Annotated in this window: 16 protein-coding genes and 2 tRNA genes; 1 reads left to right on the forward strand and 17 read right to left on the reverse strand. The window is 40.0% G+C overall.

Annotated elements, in window-relative coordinates:
- Window positions 1–99: 99 nt before the first annotated feature.
- On the forward strand, window positions 100–1,341 hold the full coding sequence (gene pbp3, locus QM928_RS00585; RefSeq protein ID WP_414294218.1) for a D-alanyl-D-alanine carboxypeptidase PBP3: 1,242 nt from the start codon (window positions 100–102) through the stop codon (window positions 1,339–1,341).
- A gap of 28 nt (window positions 1,342–1,369) precedes the next feature.
- Here pbp3 and QM928_RS00590 read toward each other — a convergent pair whose 3' ends face one another.
- From QM928_RS00590 to QM928_RS00670, 17 genes are all read right to left on the reverse strand, one after another.
- Window positions 1,370–2,767: an APC family permease gene (locus QM928_RS00590; RefSeq protein ID WP_075231257.1), complete on the reverse strand. Its 1,398-nt coding sequence runs from the start codon at window positions 2,765–2,767 to the stop codon at window positions 1,370–1,372.
- Between the two features lie 282 nt (window positions 2,768–3,049).
- Window positions 3,050–4,462: a Fe-S cluster assembly protein SufB gene (gene sufB, locus QM928_RS00595; RefSeq protein ID WP_049549257.1), complete on the reverse strand. Its 1,413-nt coding sequence runs from the start codon at window positions 4,460–4,462 to the stop codon at window positions 3,050–3,052.
- Window positions 4,463–4,508: 46 nt separating this feature from the next.
- Window positions 4,509–4,946: a Fe-S cluster assembly sulfur transfer protein SufU gene (gene sufU, locus QM928_RS00600; RefSeq protein WP_414294219.1), complete on the reverse strand. Its 438-nt coding sequence runs from the start codon at window positions 4,944–4,946 to the stop codon at window positions 4,509–4,511.
- Window positions 4,933–6,159 carry a cysteine desulfurase gene (locus tag QM928_RS00605; RefSeq protein ID WP_414294220.1) on the reverse strand — a complete coding sequence of 409 codons (1,227 nt, stop codon included), beginning with the start codon at window positions 6,157–6,159 and terminating at the stop codon, window positions 4,933–4,935. Before QM928_RS00605 ends, sufU begins: the two co-directional genes overlap by 14 nt.
- 10 nt (window positions 6,160–6,169) lie before the next feature.
- Complete coding sequence (gene sufD, locus QM928_RS00610) at window positions 6,170–7,432, reverse strand: Fe-S cluster assembly protein SufD (RefSeq protein ID WP_414294221.1); 1,263 nt, start codon at window positions 7,430–7,432, stop codon at window positions 6,170–6,172.
- Between the two features lie 27 nt (window positions 7,433–7,459).
- Window positions 7,460–8,230 carry a Fe-S cluster assembly ATPase SufC gene (sufC, locus tag QM928_RS00615; protein ID WP_000114489.1) on the reverse strand — a complete coding sequence of 257 codons (771 nt, stop codon included), beginning with the start codon at window positions 8,228–8,230 and terminating at the stop codon, window positions 7,460–7,462.
- A 152-nt stretch (window positions 8,231–8,382) separates the two neighbouring features.
- Window positions 8,383–8,577, reverse strand: a complete 195-nt coding sequence (locus QM928_RS00620) for a DUF3272 family protein (protein ID WP_001081607.1) — start codon at window positions 8,575–8,577, stop codon at window positions 8,383–8,385.
- 22 nt (window positions 8,578–8,599) lie between these two features.
- Complete coding sequence (dnaX, locus tag QM928_RS00625) at window positions 8,600–10,264, reverse strand: DNA polymerase III subunit gamma/tau (protein ID WP_414294222.1); 1,665 nt, start codon at window positions 10,262–10,264, stop codon at window positions 8,600–8,602.
- Window positions 10,264–10,761 carry a GAF domain-containing protein gene (locus tag QM928_RS00630; protein ID WP_414294223.1) on the reverse strand — a complete coding sequence of 166 codons (498 nt, stop codon included), beginning with the start codon at window positions 10,759–10,761 and terminating at the stop codon, window positions 10,264–10,266. The genes dnaX and QM928_RS00630 overlap by 1 nt, the downstream gene beginning before the upstream one ends.
- An 85-nt stretch (window positions 10,762–10,846) precedes the next feature.
- A complete protein-coding gene (gene rpsA, locus QM928_RS00635) occupies window positions 10,847–12,049 on the reverse strand; it encodes a 30S ribosomal protein S1 (protein WP_001001618.1) in 1,203 nt (400 codons plus the stop codon).
- Window positions 12,050–12,211: 162 nt separating this feature from the next.
- Window positions 12,212–12,283, reverse strand: a tRNA-Gln gene (locus QM928_RS00640).
- 9 nt (window positions 12,284–12,292) lie between these two features.
- Window positions 12,293–12,373, reverse strand: a tRNA-Tyr gene (locus QM928_RS00645).
- A 49-nt stretch (window positions 12,374–12,422) separates the two neighbouring features.
- The gene (locus QM928_RS00650) at window positions 12,423–12,653 is read right to left on the reverse strand and encodes a DUF2969 domain-containing protein (RefSeq protein WP_000037108.1); all 231 of its coding nucleotides are present in this window, start codon (window positions 12,651–12,653) and stop codon (window positions 12,423–12,425) included.
- 134 nt (window positions 12,654–12,787) lie between these two features.
- Window positions 12,788–13,432, reverse strand: a complete 645-nt coding sequence (gene pcp, locus QM928_RS00655) for a pyroglutamyl-peptidase I (RefSeq protein ID WP_075231264.1) — start codon at window positions 13,430–13,432, stop codon at window positions 12,788–12,790.
- 13 nt (window positions 13,433–13,445) lie between these two features.
- On the reverse strand, window positions 13,446–14,369 hold the full coding sequence (locus QM928_RS00660) for a DUF979 domain-containing protein (protein ID WP_414294224.1): 924 nt from the start codon (window positions 14,367–14,369) through the stop codon (window positions 13,446–13,448).
- Window positions 14,366–15,055 carry a DUF969 domain-containing protein gene (locus QM928_RS00665; RefSeq protein ID WP_414273362.1) on the reverse strand — a complete coding sequence of 230 codons (690 nt, stop codon included), beginning with the start codon at window positions 15,053–15,055 and terminating at the stop codon, window positions 14,366–14,368. Before QM928_RS00665 ends, QM928_RS00660 begins: the two co-directional genes overlap by 4 nt.
- A gap of 34 nt (window positions 15,056–15,089) precedes the next feature.
- On the reverse strand, window positions 15,090–17,057 hold the full coding sequence (locus QM928_RS00670) for a peptide ABC transporter substrate-binding protein (RefSeq protein WP_414273361.1): 1,968 nt from the start codon (window positions 17,055–17,057) through the stop codon (window positions 15,090–15,092).
- Window positions 17,058–17,068: the final 11 nt, after the last annotated feature.

Consider the following 17,068-nt stretch of genomic DNA (forward strand, 5'->3'; position numbering starts at 1 on the left):
CCTCCTCTTTTCACTATTTTACCACATTTCAAAAAAGATTGATAACCTTCATCAAAAAATCAAGAATATTTTTTGTCTTTGTGATAGAATAAAGTTACTATGAAGAAATTATTTTTAACCTTAATTACATTATTTTTATTTGGTTCTGCTACCACTGTTTCTGCTCAGGATTTTGATGTAGCTGCAAAACATGCTATTGCCGTAGAAGTTAACAGCGGAAAGATTTTATATGAAAAAGATGCGACTCAACCTGTTGAAATTGCTTCTATCAGTAAAATCCTCACTGTTTATCTAGTTTATGAAGCTTTAGAACAAGGAAAAATCTCACTCTCTACCTCTGTTGAAATCTCAGATTATCCTTACCAGCTCACTACCAACTCTGAAGCAAGTAACGTTCCTATGGAAGCTCGTAACTACACAGTAGAGGAATTGCTAGAAGCTACGCTGGTATCCAGCGCTAACAGTGCGGCCATCGCCCTAGCTGAAAAAATTGCTGGCTCTGAAAAAGACTTCGTTGATATGATGAAGGCCAAACTACTAGAATGGGGTATCCAAGACGCTACTCTCGTTAATACAACTGGTCTTAACAATGAAACTCTCGGCGCTAATATCTATCCTGGTTCAAAGAAAGATGATGAAAACAAATTAAGTGCCTATGATGTAGCTATTGTTGCTCGTAATCTTATCCTCAAGTATCCTCAGGTCTTAGAAATCACTAAGAAACCTTCTTCAACTTTCGCTGGTATGACCATTAATTCTACTAACTATATGTTGGAGGGAATGCCGGCCTATCGTGGTGGTGTTGATGGACTTAAAACTGGTACGACTGATAAGGCTGGAGCATCCTTTGTAGGTACGACCGTAGAAAAAGGAATGCGTATCATCACTGTAGTTTTAAACGCTGACAACCAGGATACCAATCCTTATGCACGCTTTACAGCTACTTCTTCTCTTTTAGATTATATTTCCTCAAACTTTGCTCTCCAGACAATCGTCAAACAAGGAGAAAGTTATGAAGGTAGTAAATCGTCTGTATTAGATGGAAAGGAAGATACAGTAACAGCTGTCGCCAAAGAAGATATAAAAATCGTACAACGTCTGGGCAGTCGTGCACAGTCAACTATCACCTATACTGCTGATACTACCGAACATACTGCACCACTTGAAGCAGGAACAGTTGTTGGCCATCTCACTTATGAAGATAAAGATCTAGTAGGGCAAGGTTACATCACTACTGATAAACCTAACTTTGAAATGGTTGCAGAAAAAAATGTTGACAAAGCCTTCTTCTTAAAAGTTTGGTGGAATCGATTTGTTCGCTTTATTAACGAGAAGTTATAAAAAAATCGCGATTTTCGCGATTTTTTCTTTATTCATTTTCAGCTAGAGTTGAATGTTTATAGCCATAAGTAAAGTAGATAAGAATTCCAATTAACAAGGCAATTCCAAATGCCATCCATGTTTCAAGGGTATACTGAAGCATAAATGAAAGGCAGATTAGAATAGACAAGATTGGTAAAAAAGGAACCAGGGGAGTTTTGAACTCGCCCTCTTTTGGCATACCCTTATCTTTTCTCAATTTGATGATCCCATAGGCTAGGAGAATAAGATAGGCTAAGGTGCAGATATTGAGAAAGGCTGCAATACTTGCAAGTGGGAAGATCCCAGCTGCAATTGCTGAAACAACACCAGTTAAGATAGTTGCATTCTTTGGAACGCGACTAGTCTTGGTCACTTCTTTAAAACTTTGAGGCAAGAGTCCATCACGGGCTAAACTATAGATCATTCGTGACAAGGCGTAGGTCATTGAAATACATACCGTAATCAAGGTAAAAATCGCAACAAGTGAAACATAGTTAGCTGCCCAACCAATACCGATATTTCTCAAAGCGAAGGCTACTGCATCATCTACATTGAGGTTGCTATAATGAACAATCCCTGTCAATACTAGAGTGACTAGTGCATAAAGTATAGTTACAATAGTTAAGGATAAAACAATTCCACGCGGTACATTCTTCTGGGGGCTTTGAATTTCATCAACTGCCATTGAAATGGATTCAAACCCTAAAAACCCAAAGAACATGAGTGAAGCTCCTGCCATAATCCCAGTGCTTCCACCATAAATCTGACCAAAGCCAAATGGTGCAAAGTCTGCCCAATTTTCAGGTTTAATGTACCAGATTCCAACTAAGATGAATAGTGCAAGAGCAGAGAATTTTAAAACTACTAAAATGGAATTAAATCGAAGCGCAGCCTTCGAATTCAATAAGACCAGTCCCGTAACGAGGACGAGAACTAGAATTGGCAGGAGGTCAAGATAGGTCCCTTGCTCTGGATTAAAGGTCCCATTTAATGCTTGCGGCATTGAGATTCCATAGTTACTAAGCAAACCTTTAAAATAGGCCGCCCAACCTGAAGCGACACCAGAAACAGCTGTCATAAATTCCATAATGGTTAACCAACCAGCTATCCAGGCTGGGAATTCACCCAAAATTGCATATAAATAACTATATGCTCCACCCGTTGCAGGAACACGAGAAGCAAATTCTGCAAAGAAGAGAGCAGATAAGGACACGCAGATCGCAGAAATTACGATAGATACCACAAGTGCAGGACCTGCAAGCGTTGCTGCAGCAGTCCCTGTAATGGTAAAGATACCTGTTCCCACCATAGCACCAATTCCCAAAAGAATTAAATCCCATAACTTCAAATGGCGGTGCATTTCCGTTTTACCTAGACTAACATCTTTGGTTCTAAAAATATTCATATTTCATCCCCCACTTTATGTGATTGTATTATTTTACCATACAAAAGACTTTTTGTGAATATTTATAAGTATCTTTCGTCAAAAAAACTGAGAGTGGGACAGAAATCGGTAATTCGTTAGAATTCGATTTCGTCGTTCCACCTCCGCACAGTTGAGTAGGGCTGTAAAAGCTGATGAAATCAGCGAAGTAGAGCCCACTCAACCACTGCGTCTTGCTCGACAATCCAAAGACAATTGAGAGGCTAGGACTTTTGTCCCAGCCTCAGTTTCTGTTCATAAAGTTTATCCGACTGATCCTTCCATCTCGTAGCTAATCAAGCGGTTGAGCTCAACTGCGTATTCCATTGGAAGTTCTTTGGTGAAGGGCTCGACAAATCCCATGACAATCATTTCAGTTGCTTCAGATTCTGACAGACCACGACTCATGAGATAATAGAGTTGTTCTTCTGAAATCTTAGACACCTTGGCTTCGTGCTCAAGCGCAACTTGCGAGTTGTGGATTTCATTAAATGGAATAGTATCTGATGCTGACAAATCATCCATGATAATAGTATCACACTCGATGTGAGAAACAGATTTCTTAGAGTTCTTATTAAAAGTCACTTGTCCACGGTAGTCTACCTTACCACCGCCTTTAGCGATAGACTTAGACACGATAGATGAGCTTGTATGTGGTGCATTGTGGATCATCTTGGCACCAGTGTCCTGATGCTGTCCAGCATTAGCAAAGGCAATGGAAAGCATGGTACCACGCGCCCCTTCTCCATCTAGGTAAACTGATGGGTATTTCATAGTCGTTTTGGCACCCAAGTTCCCATCAATCCACTCAACAGTCGCATCTTTTTGAGCCTTAGCACGTTTTGTAACCAAGTTATAAACGTTATCTGACCAGTTTTGGATGGTCGTATAGCGCATATAAGCTCCGTCTAAAGCAAAGATTTCTACAATGGCCGCGTGCAAGCTGTTGCTTGAATAAGTTGGCGCTGTACATCCTTCTACGTAGTGGACACTTGCTCCCTCATCAACGATAATCAAGGTACGTTCAAACTGACCAGTATTTTCGTTGTTGATACGGAAGTAAGTTTGAAGTGGAATATCTACCTTGACACCTTTTGGTACATAGATAAAGGTTCCACCTGACCACACTGCTGAATTGAGGGCAGCTAACTTGTTATCTGTCGGTGGTACCAATTTCGCAAAGTATTGTTTAAATAAGTCTGGGTATTCCTTGAGGGCAGAATCCGTATCTGTAAAGATGATACCTAACTTCTCAAATTCTTCCTTCATGTTGTGGTAAACCACTTCTGACTCATACTGGGCAGAAGCTCCAGCTAGATAGGCACGCTCAGCTTCTGGAATCCCAATACGTTCAAAGGTTTCTTTAATCTTTTCAGGTACATCATCCCAAGAACGGGCTGGTTTATCAGAAGGTTTTTGGTAGTAGATCAAGTCATCAAAATCAATCTCTGACAAGTCTGCTCCCCAGGTTTGCATGGGCATTTTTTTGAAGGTTTCATAAGATTTCAAACGGAATTCTAACATCCACTCAGGCTCACCCTTGGCAGCAGATAATTCACGAATAACACCTTCGTTGAGTCCTTTTCCTGTCGATAGGACAGGCTCTACATCATCATGGAAACCAAATTTATATTCACCAAGGTCAATTGGTTTTGGTTCTACTCTTTCTTCAGCCATAATATCCTTTCTTTCATTCTTCATTACTTATGATTAAAAAATCTTATTAGTTTTCTTGGTCTTCAATTGTTTTTTTAAGGGCGTTCCAAGCTAGGGTTGCGCATTTGATTCGTTGCGGAAATTTGGCAACTCCTGACAAGAAAGCTGCATCTCCAAGTTGATCTTGACGCTCATCATTTTGACCTTGCACCATTTCAGAAAAGATGGTTGCAATTTCTAGGATTTCTTGCTTGGTCTTTCCTAAGACTGCATCTGTCATCATACTAGCAGAGGCAGTTGAAATCGTACAACCAGAGTTTAGAAAAGCGATATCTTCCAAACGATCATCTGCATCAAACTTAACAGAGAGATTGATGACATCCCCACAAGTCGGATTGTTGAGGCTAATTTGCTCAGCATCATCCAACTTCCCTTGATGATGGGGATTTTTCGAATGGTCCGCTACCACTGCCATATAAAGACTATCTAGTTTAGAAAGTGCCATTGAAAAACTCCTTTGTCTTTAGTAATGCATCGACTAACTTGTCACAATCTGCCTTGGTATTGTAGATATAAAAACTTGCACGAGCTGTTGCTGGAACTTCTAAATACTGGAGCAAAGGTTGAGCGCAATGGTGTCCGGCCCGAACTGCTACTCCTTCGTAATCCAGAGCAGTCGCGAGGTCGTGAGGGTGAAGATCACCTAGATTAAAGGCAATGACACCTGAGCGTTGAGCAAAATCTTGTGAACCATAGATAGTCAGTCCTTCAATTGCCTGCAATTTTGGAAAGACATATGCAATCAATTCCTGTTCATGAGCTTCAATGGCTGCCATACCAAGATTTTCAAGATAATCTACTGCAGCAGCAAGTCCAATTGCACCTGCCATGTTAGGAGTTCCAGCCTCGAATTTCCAAGGCAATTCCTTCCAGCTTGCAGATTGTTCATAAACGAAATCAATCATCTCGCCACCAAACTCCACCGGTGACATTTGTTCCAGATACTTTTCTTTGCCATAAAGAACACCGATGCCTGTCGGACCAGCCATCTTGTGACCTGAGAAGGAAAAGAAGTCCACATCCAAGTCCTGGACATCAATCTTCATATGCGGTGTAGACTGAGCACCATCCACCACCATAATAGCTCCAACTTCATGAGCCATTTGAGTGATTTCTTTGATAGGGTTTACTACTCCAAGAACATTGGAAGCATGAGCTAACGAGACAAACTTAACCTTGTCCGTCAATTTAGCCCGAAGGTCATCCATATCCAGAGCTCCGTCCTTGAGATAGACATAGACAAGCTCAGCTCCGGTCTTGCGACAAGCTTCCTGCCATGGAATAATATTGGAGTGGTGCTCCATGACAGAAATCAAGACTTGGTCGCCCTCAGTCAAGACTTCCTCAGCGAAGCGCGCTACCCAGTTGAGACTAGTTGTGGTACCTCTGGTAAAGAGAACTTCCTTTGTCGAACCTGCATTGATAAACTTACGAATGGTTTCACGAGCCGCCTCATAGGAAGCTGTCGCCCGCTCCGCCAAGGTATGAACCCCACGATGAACATTTGCATTGTCCTGCTCATAATAGCGGTTAATCGTTTCCAGAACTGCTAGTGGTTTTTGTGTCGTCGCAGCATTGTCCAAATAGACCAACGGTTCATCATTAACAATCTGGTCTAAAATCGGAAAATCCTTGCGAATCGCTTCTACATCTAACATAGGCTTCCCCTTAGCGTTTTGACAATTTTTCTTCGATCGTTGCAATCATTTCATCACGAACTTCCTTGACTGGAATCTCAACGATAACGGATCCAAGGAAACCGCGGACAACCAAACGTTCTGCAGTTGCTTTGTTCAAGCCACGGCTCATGAGATAGTACATGTCTTCTGGATCTACTTGCCCGATAGAAGCCGCGTGACCAGCAGTTACGTCATTTTCATCAATCAAGAGAATTGGGTTGGCATCTGAACGTGCTTGGTCTGAAAGCATGAGAACACGACTTTCTTGTTGCGCATCGGCTCCCTTAGCACCCTTGATGATATGACCGATACCGTTAAAGGTCAAAGTTGCTTTTTCAAGAATAACCCCATGTTGAAGGATATTACCAATAGAGTTGCAACCATAGTTAGTTACTCGGGTATCAATCCCTTGTACCTGACGGCCACTTGAAAGAGCTACCACTTTCAGGTCAGCATGGCTACCATTTCCAATCAAGTCACTATCAAAGTCAGCAACAACATTTCCTTGGTTCATGACACCGATAGCCCAGTCAATACTTGCATCGTTGCCTAATTTTCCACGGCGGCTAATGTAGGCTGTGACGTTCTCACCTAGACGGTCAATCGCTGCAAATTTCACTTGTGCGCCTGAACGTGCAATGACTTCTACTGTGATATTGGCAGTTGCCTTTGCACTACCTTCACCACGTGACTCAAGACGTTCAAGGTAGCTAATCTTACTATTCTTACCAGCGATTATGAGGATATGCTTGTTAAACGGCACATCGCTATCGCTATCTTGATAGAAAATCCCTTCGATTGGTTCAGCAATCTCAACATTATCAGGAATATAGAGAACAGTACCACTGTTAAAGTAAGCAGTGTGATAAGCTGCCAACTTGTCATCGTCGTACTTAACAGATGACATGAAAAATTCTTCTACGAGTTCTGGAATTTCTTCTAAAGCTGAATGGAAGTCTGTGAAGACCACTCCTTGTTCAGCCAACTCAACTGGAATTTGTTCAAAAACTGTTTGAGTTCCAACCTGCACCAACTTCAAGTGATTGTCTAGAGCAGTGAAATCAGGGACATTTGCTGACGGTTCACTTTCTGTAATAGTTCCATCACCAAGATTCCAACGGTGAAATTTAACACGCTCAATAACTGGTAATTCTAAACTCTCAATCTTATCAAAGGCTTTTTGACGGAGGTCAGCCAACCAGCTTGGTTCAGCATGCATTTCTGAAAAAAGTTTAATAGTTTCTTTAGTCATTTACTTCTCCTAAAAGATACGAGCGAATTACAATTCTTCCTTGTAGTCATAGCCAAGTTCTTCAGCTAATTTTGCGTATCCTTCACGTTCCAAACGTGCAGCCAATTCTGGACCACCAGAAAGAACAACACGACCTTCCATCATAACGTGTACTACATCTGGAGTGATATAGTTCAAGAGACGTTGGTAGTGAGTAATGATCATTGCACCAAAGCCTTCGCCACGCATAGCATTGACACCTTTAGATACAACTTTAAGAGCATCGATATCAAGACCTGAGTCAATCTCATCAAGAAGGGCAAAAGTTGGTTCCAACATCAAGAGTTGTAGAATTTCATTACGTTTTTTCTCACCACCAGAGAATCCTTCATTAAGGTAACGCTCAGCCATTTCTTCTTTCATGTTGAGCAATTCCATTTTTTCGTCTAGCTTAGTGATAAATTCACGAACTGAAATCTTCTCATCATCTTCTTTACCAGCATTCATAGCTGCACGAAGAAACTCAGCGTTAGTAATTCCAGGAATTTCTGATGGATATTGCATTGCAAGGAAAAGTCCCATACGCGCACGCTCGTCCACTTCCAACTCAAGGATGTTTACACCATCAAACAAAACTTCACCTTTGGTAACTTCATAGTTTGGATTTCCCATGATAGCGGCTGAAAGAGTTGATTTACCAGTACCATTTGGTCCCATGATAGCGGCAATTTCTCCTGTTTTAAGAGTCAGGTTAACCCCTTTTAAAATTTCTTTTCCTTCGATTTCAACGTGAAGATCTTTGATCTCTAATACTGACATGATAATTCCTTTCTTTTCAATCCGTTTTATCATTTTCGCTAGAAAATTGTCCTTAGTTTTCTAGTAAAAAACGATAAAATATCAATAAATATACTTTAATAGTATAACAAAAAAAAGCCTAAAAGGCTTTAATTTTGTCTAGAAGCTGAGGGTTACTTCTTTCCACGAAAATGATCATCTATAGCGTTGACAATTTTACCCATAATATAGCTGACTCTAAAATTTCTTAGGATTAAAATAGCCCAAAGCAAGGCCACGATATACCGTTGCTCCATGATGGATTCATTAAAAAAATAAGTCTCGGCAGCAGTAAATAAGGCCATAATTATAAATTGTTGTCTGTTCATCGTATTAAGTCACAAAATCCTTTTAATCTTCTGCAATGGTTACTTTATCCGCTAGAAACTCAAATCCTTTAGGGAGGACAGATTCCTCAACTTCTTCCTTAACGGGTTGACCTTGAGACGATTTAGCCTTCGCTGAGAAATCAGCTCTGACTTCTTTCCACTCGTCCATAGATATAGCAAGAATCTCTGGTGAAAATCCCGCTGCTTGACTGAGGATACTACCAAACATGGTGTTGAGATTATCACGTTTCATGGTCTGGCCAGCATTAAAGTTAGATTCAAAAGCCAAAATCGCATGGTGCTCATTAGCCGCAACAGGTTGAGAACCGACTAAAAGTGCCTTATCAGGACCTGACAAACTTTCAATAACTTCTCCCCAAGCATTTTGAAGACGGATTAGATTTTGACGGGCTAAATCAGGATTTTCAACAGCTTCTTGAAGAATAGACTGAACCTTATTGCGATCTACGCAATAAACTGACTTGCTGTTAACTGGGCGACTTGGCGTCGGTGTGGTCTGCTTAGGACTCGTGTTAACATTTGCCAGAGCCTGTTTCAATCGCGCAACTTCTTCTCTAAGCGAGGCTAATTCTCCACTTGTATCATCTGATAATGTTGGTTTTGAATCTATCTCTGCCAAACGAATGGTCATCATTTCAGTATAAATCTTAGGCTGTAAGCTAGCCTTGATATCAGATAAACTACTTGTTGCAATTCCAATCATCTCGAACAAAACAGCCTGTGAAAGACCTAGGTTATCCTTAAAGAGATCACTATGGTGAGTATTCTCCCCACCAGTTTGGACAATCAAAATATCTCTTAGATACTGCAACAAATCCGTTACAAATCGTGTCATGCTTTTTCCGTTATCAAAAATCAAATTAAGATTTTCCAAAGCACGAGTCACATCCTTTTGTGCCAAGGCAGCCACATAATTATCCAAAGCACTTAGACTAATAGTCCCCGTAATTTCCTCAGAAACAGCTGTTGTTAATCTAGCATCTTGAGTCAAGCTCAATGCTTGGTCTAAAATGGACAAAGCATCCCGCATCCCACCTTCGGCTCTACGAGCGATAATCTCAACAGCTTCAGTTTCATAAGCAATCCCTTCCTTCTCTAAAATATGGAAGATATGATCTCGAATATCCTGAGTTCTAATAGATTTGAACTCGAAGCGTTGAACACGAGACAAAATGGTTGCAGGAATCTTATGAAGCTCTGTCGTTGCTAGGATAAAAACAACATTAGGAGTTGGCTCTTCAAGAGTTTTCAAAAGGGCATTGAAGGCTCCAGTTGAAAGCATATGAACCTCATCAATGATATAGACCTTATACTGAGCTATACTTGGAGCATAGGTTGATTTATCACGGATATCACGAATTTCATCCACCCCATTGTTCGAGGCCGCGTCCATTTCGATAACGTCTTCCAAGCTACCGTCTGTTACAGCTTGACAGATATAACAGTTATTGCAAGGTTCTCCTCCCTCTTGATTAGGGCAGTTCATAGCCTTGGCAAAAATTTTGGCTACACTGGTTTTTCCAGTTCCACGAGGTCCTGAAAATAGATAGGCATGACTGATCTTTTCCTGCTCTACAGCTTGTTTCAGAGTTTTTGCAACAATTTCCTGGCCTACTAACTGTGAAAATGTTTGACTTCTATATTTTCGATAAAGGGCCTGATACATTACGCTTTCTCCTCAAACATTGAAAAATTCCATTCGGTTTTCTCTAACAAAATAGCAACAAACTCTTCTAGATATTTCTGATCCAAGTCATCATAATCATCAACCAGAGATGAATCTAAATCTAGAACGCCCAGAAGATGTCCCTCTTTAACCATCGGCACAACAATCTCACTACGAGCACTACTATCGCAAGAAATATAGTTTGGATAGGTTTTTACATCACCAATAATCACTGTTTGACGACTAGCTGCCGATTCGCCACAAACACCTTTTCCAAGAACGATTCGTACACATGAAACTCCACCTTGAAAGGGTCCCAAGATTAGTTCATTTCCATCAAATAGATAGAAACCTGCAAAAACAGTATTGGGAAAGCTTGTTTTTAACAAAGCACTGGCATTTGATAGATTAGCCAACACATTGGGCTCTCCATCTAAAAGATAAGAGAGCTGTTCATTTATTATTTGATAAAGTGATTCTTTTTCTGAATATAACATAAAACCATTATATCAAAAAATGCTAGTAGAAAAAAGAAAAATCCCTTGTTTTAAAAACAAAGGATTTTATTCAAATTCTAATGGATTAAAGTTCGATGTCTCCGAACAAGTCAGCCATTGAGAATCCTGTTTGAGTTTCAGGAAGTTCAAAATCACGTTTTTCTTGACGTTTTGGACGACGTGGACGTGGAGCGCGTTTTTCTTCTTTTTGTCCTTCTTCTTGAGCTGGACGTTCTTCAAGAGCTTTGATAGAAAGAGATACACGTTCTGCATCAGCGTTAACTTCAAGAACTTTAACAGTAACTTCTTGACCAACTTTAAGAGCTTCTTTTGGATTTTCAATACGTTTGTGTGAAATTTGTGATACGTGAACAAGTCCATCGATACCTGGCAATACTTCAACAAATGCACCGAAGTCAGTCAAACGTTTAACTGTACCTTCTACAACATCACCTTTAGCCAATTTTTGCTCAACGCCATCCCATGGTCCAGGTGTTGTAGCTTTAAGTGAAAGTGATACACGTCCTTCTTCTTCGTTAAGATCAAGGATTTTCACTTCAACTTCTTCACCAACAGTTACAACTGATTTTGGTGAAACGTTACGTTCGTGTGACAATTCAGTCAAGTGAACCAATCCGTCAACACCACCAAGGTCGATGAAAGCACCGAAGCTTGTGATACGTGCAACTTTACCAGTTACAACATCACCAACAGCCAATTTACCAAATACTTCAGCACGAGCTGCTGCAGTTGCTGCTTCTACAACTTCACGACGTGAAAGGATGAAGCGGTTTTCTTTAGGATCAACTTCTTTGATTTTAGCATCAAACTCTTGACCTACAAAACGCTCAGTGTTACGTACAAAACGAGTATCCAACATTGAAGCTGGGATAAATCCACGTACACCTTCAAATTCTACTGAAAGTCCACCCTTAACAGCGCGAGTTCCTTTAACTGTAACAACTTCTTCTTCACGTCCTACAAGTTTGTCCCATGCTTTGCGAGCTTCAAGGCGTTTTTTAGATACAAGGTATGTTACTGTATCAGTATCTTTACCAACTACTTGACGAAGTACAAGAACATCCAATACTTCACCTACTTTTACAAAGTCATTGATATCTGCATCGCGATCGTTTGTCAATTCGCGAAGAGTCAAGACACCTTCAACACCAGTTCCAGAGATTGCAACGTTAGCTTGAGTAGCATCAACTGTCAATACTTCAGCACTAACAACATCACCTGGCTCAACTTGGCTAACGCTATTTAGCAAATCTTCAAATTCGTTCATCTAAAAAATCCTCCAACAATCAAGTTTTTCTTAAACTTGACATACTTATAATTTTTTCCTAAGCACCCGCAAAGACATGTTATATCGTTCACGTCCTTCAATTATAAAAATAAAATACCCTAAGATATTTTTCTTTTTATCCTTGAATTTATTACCTAAGAACTGGGGTAGCTGGATTCGAACCAACGCATGAGGGAGTCAAAGTCCCTTGCCTTACCGCTTGGCTATACCCCAAAAGTGAAATGGAGAGAGAGGGATTCGAACCCCCGAACCCGAAGGAGCGGATTTACAGTCCGCCGCGTTTAGCCTCTTCGCTATCTCTCCAATGTTCAACAAAAACTATTATATCATGAAAATTTACAAAAAACAAGCTTTATTTTGCTAAATTATAGTTTTCAATCAAAATTTCCACAGCTTTTTCAAGTTTTTTATAAAAACTATCGACATTTCCATTCTTAATGATTGCAAATTGATTATCTAGTTCAGCAATTTCACCAATAACCTTTTTACCAATCGTCAAAGTATACCCTTCATACTTTTCCTTACCAACTAAAACAGTTGCGTCTGTTAATTGAATTTCAATTTTTTTATCTTTTTTACTCATACGATACCTCTTTTCACTCTTCCTATTGTACAAGAAATTTAAAAAACTGGCAAGAAAAAACTCTTTATCAAGCTAATCTTGGTAAAGAGTTCCTAGAATCGTCTAGAGAAATTTTTTCCTTGAATTTTAGTCAATTAATGGGTCGCTCCACCAACTATTTTCAAGTCCTTATCTTTATATTCTACGATAGCACCAATCGCAGCTTCGATACCTCTGACGATATCAGTTAAATTCATAGATGCTGTATTAGGTTTATTGATCACCTGTTCTGTCATATAGGGAATATGCATAAAGCCTGCTCTCATATTTGGAAACTTTTTATCCGCTAAATAGAGAGCCTGATACATCAGATGATTGCAAACAAAGGTTCCCGCTGTATTGGAAACTGTAGCTGGTAGCCCTTCCTCTTTTATGGCTTGTACCATTGCTTTAATAGGTAGTGTGCTAAAATAGGCTGCTTGACCGTCCAGGCGTATAGGAGTGTCAATCGGCTGATTCCCTTGGTTATCTGGAATTCTTGCATCATCTTGATTGATGGCAACTCGTTCAGGAGTTAAACTCGCTCTACCTCCTGCTTGTCCGATGCAGAGTACCACATCTGGTTGATAACGGACAATTTCTGCTTCTAAAACCTCTGCTGATTGATAAAAGACTGTTGGAATCTCTACCCAGCGTATCTCCGCTCCATGAATTACAGACGGTAATGATTTAACTGCTTCCAGAGCTGGATTGACCTTTTCACCACCGAAAGGATCAAAACCTGTAACTAATATTTTCATTTTATTTCCTTTGCTAAAATGCCAAAAAGTACATCAAAAATATATGTAGGATAATCATGATAACAGCTACTCCTACTTGCGCTTTGATAACCCCATTTGGATCTTTCATATCCAGGAGAGCTGCCGGTAAAGCATTAAAGTTAGCCGCCATTGGAGTTAATAAGGTTCCACAGCAACCTGCCGTCATTGCTAGAGCTGCAGCCATGATTGGATCAGCTCCCAAAGCAAATACAAAGGGGACACCAATTCCAGCAGTAATAACAGTAAAGGCAGCAAATGCATTTCCCATTATCATGGAAAATAGAACCATCCCAAGGACATAAGCTACCACACCCATAAAACGACTGCCAGAAGGCACTAGACCGCTTATCCAGTGAGAAATCAGGTCTCCAACTCCTGCTACGGTAAATATTGCCCCTAAAGCACCTAAAAGTTGAGGCACAATCCCACTAGTTGAGACTTGCTGAACCATGCGATTATTTTCTGCTAACAAGCTTTTAGGAGAACTCTTAGTAATCAATAAAAGAGAGATGGTTGCAAAAAATGCTGCAAGGCTGATAGCAATCTTACTAAAGTCAGGAATCATTTTTGCTAATACCAAAGCAATCAAAGCCATTAACATGACTGGAATAAAAATTTTATTCTTTAGTCGTTTAGCTTCAATGTTTGCCTTGACTTCATCCAGAGACGGTAAGGTTCCGATACGAACCTGTTTAAAGAGAGTTAGCAGGGCCAATAGCACTACAATAACTCCAATACAGACAGAAGGTAGATAGGAACCACCAATAAAACTGATGCCCAATAAAGCCCAAAACCCAGCCGTTCCAAAGCGAACTGGGTTTGTTTTATCTTTATAGCTACAATAAGCCGTATGAAGGAATTGACAACCAATCACAATATAGGTCAACTCTAATAACTGTCTTGCTAGATTGGTCATTCATCTTTTCCTTTACTAACCTTATTTGCTAGCAGTTTTCTATCAAACAGGTAATTGTAAATCCCAACTATAAATAGGGCAATTCCTGCAACTATAAGCGAAGCTGAAGCAATTCCTGCATAATTACTTTCGTAACCTAATTGGTCCAGTGTGCCCCCTATCAAGAGGACACCGCCTGCACCAACGAAAGTGTTTTGAGCAAAGAAATTTGCAAAATTATCATTTGCTGCTGCACGCGCTTTTAGCGCTTCGCTCTCCTGCTCCGTTAATTTTCTACCTAATTGTAACTCTGCTGCTGCTTGTCCCATGGGTTGAACCAAAGGCCTTACAAACTGCGGATGTCCTCCAAGACGAATGGCAAAGAAGCTATCGAGTTCCCGAAAAAAGAAATACACTGTATAAAAACTTCCTACGGTCAGACCTTTAATCTTTTGAATCAAGTCAATCGAACGTTGCTTGAGGCCAAAAGTTTCAGATAAACCTACCAGTGGCAAGGTTACCATAAAAATCGTAAGAACTCGTTGATTACTAAATTCTTTTCCCAAAATTTCCAAGAATTCAACAAGAGAAACTCCAGAAACTAGAGCTGTAACTAAACTAGCTAAGACTACCGTTGCGATTGTATCTAACTTATAGATAAAACCAACCACAATGATAAGTATCCCTATTAGTTTAATCCATTCCATATAGGCCCCTTTATTCCAAAAATACTAGTCTGTTTTATTTGACATGACTTTCTAATTCTTTTTGGTATTTATTGTTTGATTCCAATTTTTCTTTTTGCCATTTTTCAAGAGCTGCTTGATATTCTTTAGCAGATACAATCTCTTTTTGCAATTTCATTCCCTTGAAGATGTATGGATCACCCTTAATACCTACTTGTGAGTATGGTTTAGAGAATGGAACGACGTTGCTGACAACTGGTGAACCACCTGATGAAGCTGTTGGCATCAAGAGAGAACTATCAGTGAGCCAAGCTTGCGCTTTAGCATATTTTTCATATCTCTTATCTAAGTCATTTTTCTCAGAAACTGCATCATCCAAGAGTTTCTTATATTCGTCCAAACCTAGTTGAGCTACTACTTCCTTATCTTTTCCTTTAGTAATACCAAGGTGTTTCATAGCAGAACCGGTCTTAGGATCCATGATATTGAGATAACTTGCTGGGTCTTGATAGCTTGGAGCCCATCCAGTACTGTTCAAGTCATAGTCTTTTTGAGCAGGAACACGCGCTTGAGATGTAATGCTTTCTTTCTCGTTATCAGTCATCTGAAGGACATCGATCACGACATTTTCTGAACCAAGAGTTGATTCGATTGATTGTTTAAAGGAATTGCTTTGTTGAACGGCAATGGTATCTGTCTGTTCAACTGGAACATCCAAGTGAATTGGGAAGGTTACACCTTTTGCTTCCAATTCTTTCTTAGCTTTTTCAAATGAAGCTTTGGCTTTGTCAGGGTTGTAGATGGTATCTTTTCCGTCAACGAGCTCAACACCTTTCCATTGGTCTCCATAGTTGACCAATTCTTTTTGAGCGATATCACCAAAGTTTTTACCACCAGATTGTACGAAATTGTCTGGCACTAAGCTATTACGAATAATCTTGTCCGCACCATCTTCACCATTGAGCTGGGCAGCATAAGAATGACGGTTGAAGGCAAAGTTGATGGCTTGACGGAAGTCCTTGTTCAACATTGCTTCTTTTGTAGAAGTTTTCTGTTCTTCACTTGTTTTCGCTGTCTTATTGAAAGATTGACGGTTTACGTTAAAGGTAAAGTAGTAACTAGTTGAATCCTGTGGACTATATGTAATTTTATCCCCGTATTGTTCCAAAGTAGAAGCAAAGTTTGAGCTACTTGGGAAGAGGCGAGCTGTTGTGTAAACACCCGAAGAGAAGCTACGGATCAAGGATTCTTGGTCTGATCCATCATAGTAAGTTAATTTAACTTTCTCGATTTTAACCTTCTCTTTATCCCAATAATTTGGGTTCTTTTCATATTCGATTAAAGATTTTGAAGTCAATGTCTTCAAAATATATGGACCGTTATAAAGAATACCAGCTGGACTGACCGTTCCATAATTTTTACCAGAAGCTTTGAGGAATTCTTCATTTACTGGCAACATAGTTGCTGAAGTTACTTTGGAATTCCAGAAAGTTTCAGGTGCGTTTAGAGTGTACTCAACAGTATAATCATCCACTGCCTTAACTCCAACTGTTGAGAAGTCGTTAGTCTCACCAGTCATATATTCATTCAAGCCCTTAATTGAGTTTTGAATAAGAGTGACACCGTCTGATTTGCCATCTGCTACGTGTTTCAATCCAGTAACAAAGTCATGCGCAGTTACTTCAGCGTATTCTTCACCTTCTGACGTATACCATTTAACCCCTTTACGAAGTTTATAAGTATAAGTCAAACCGTCTTGTGAGACACTCCAATCCTCAGCGAGGGAAGGAATCAAATTCCCATATTCATCGTTTTCCAACAAACCATCAACGACGTTACCGATGATATCAGTTGTTGAAGTACGAGTTGCGATACTGTAGTCCAAAGATGATGGGTCTACTCCATAGACATAAGAGAAAGTTGTAGGCGCATCTGCTTCCTTGTCAGCTTTCCCACAAGCTACAAGAAGAACTGCTGTACTCAGGACCACTCCTGCTGTTAACATCCACTTTTTCGTTTTCATAAAGATCTCCT

It is taken from the genome of Streptococcus infantis (assembly GCF_047460405.1).
GTDB classification, from domain to species: Bacteria; Bacillota; Bacilli; order Lactobacillales; family Streptococcaceae; genus Streptococcus; species Streptococcus infantis_Q.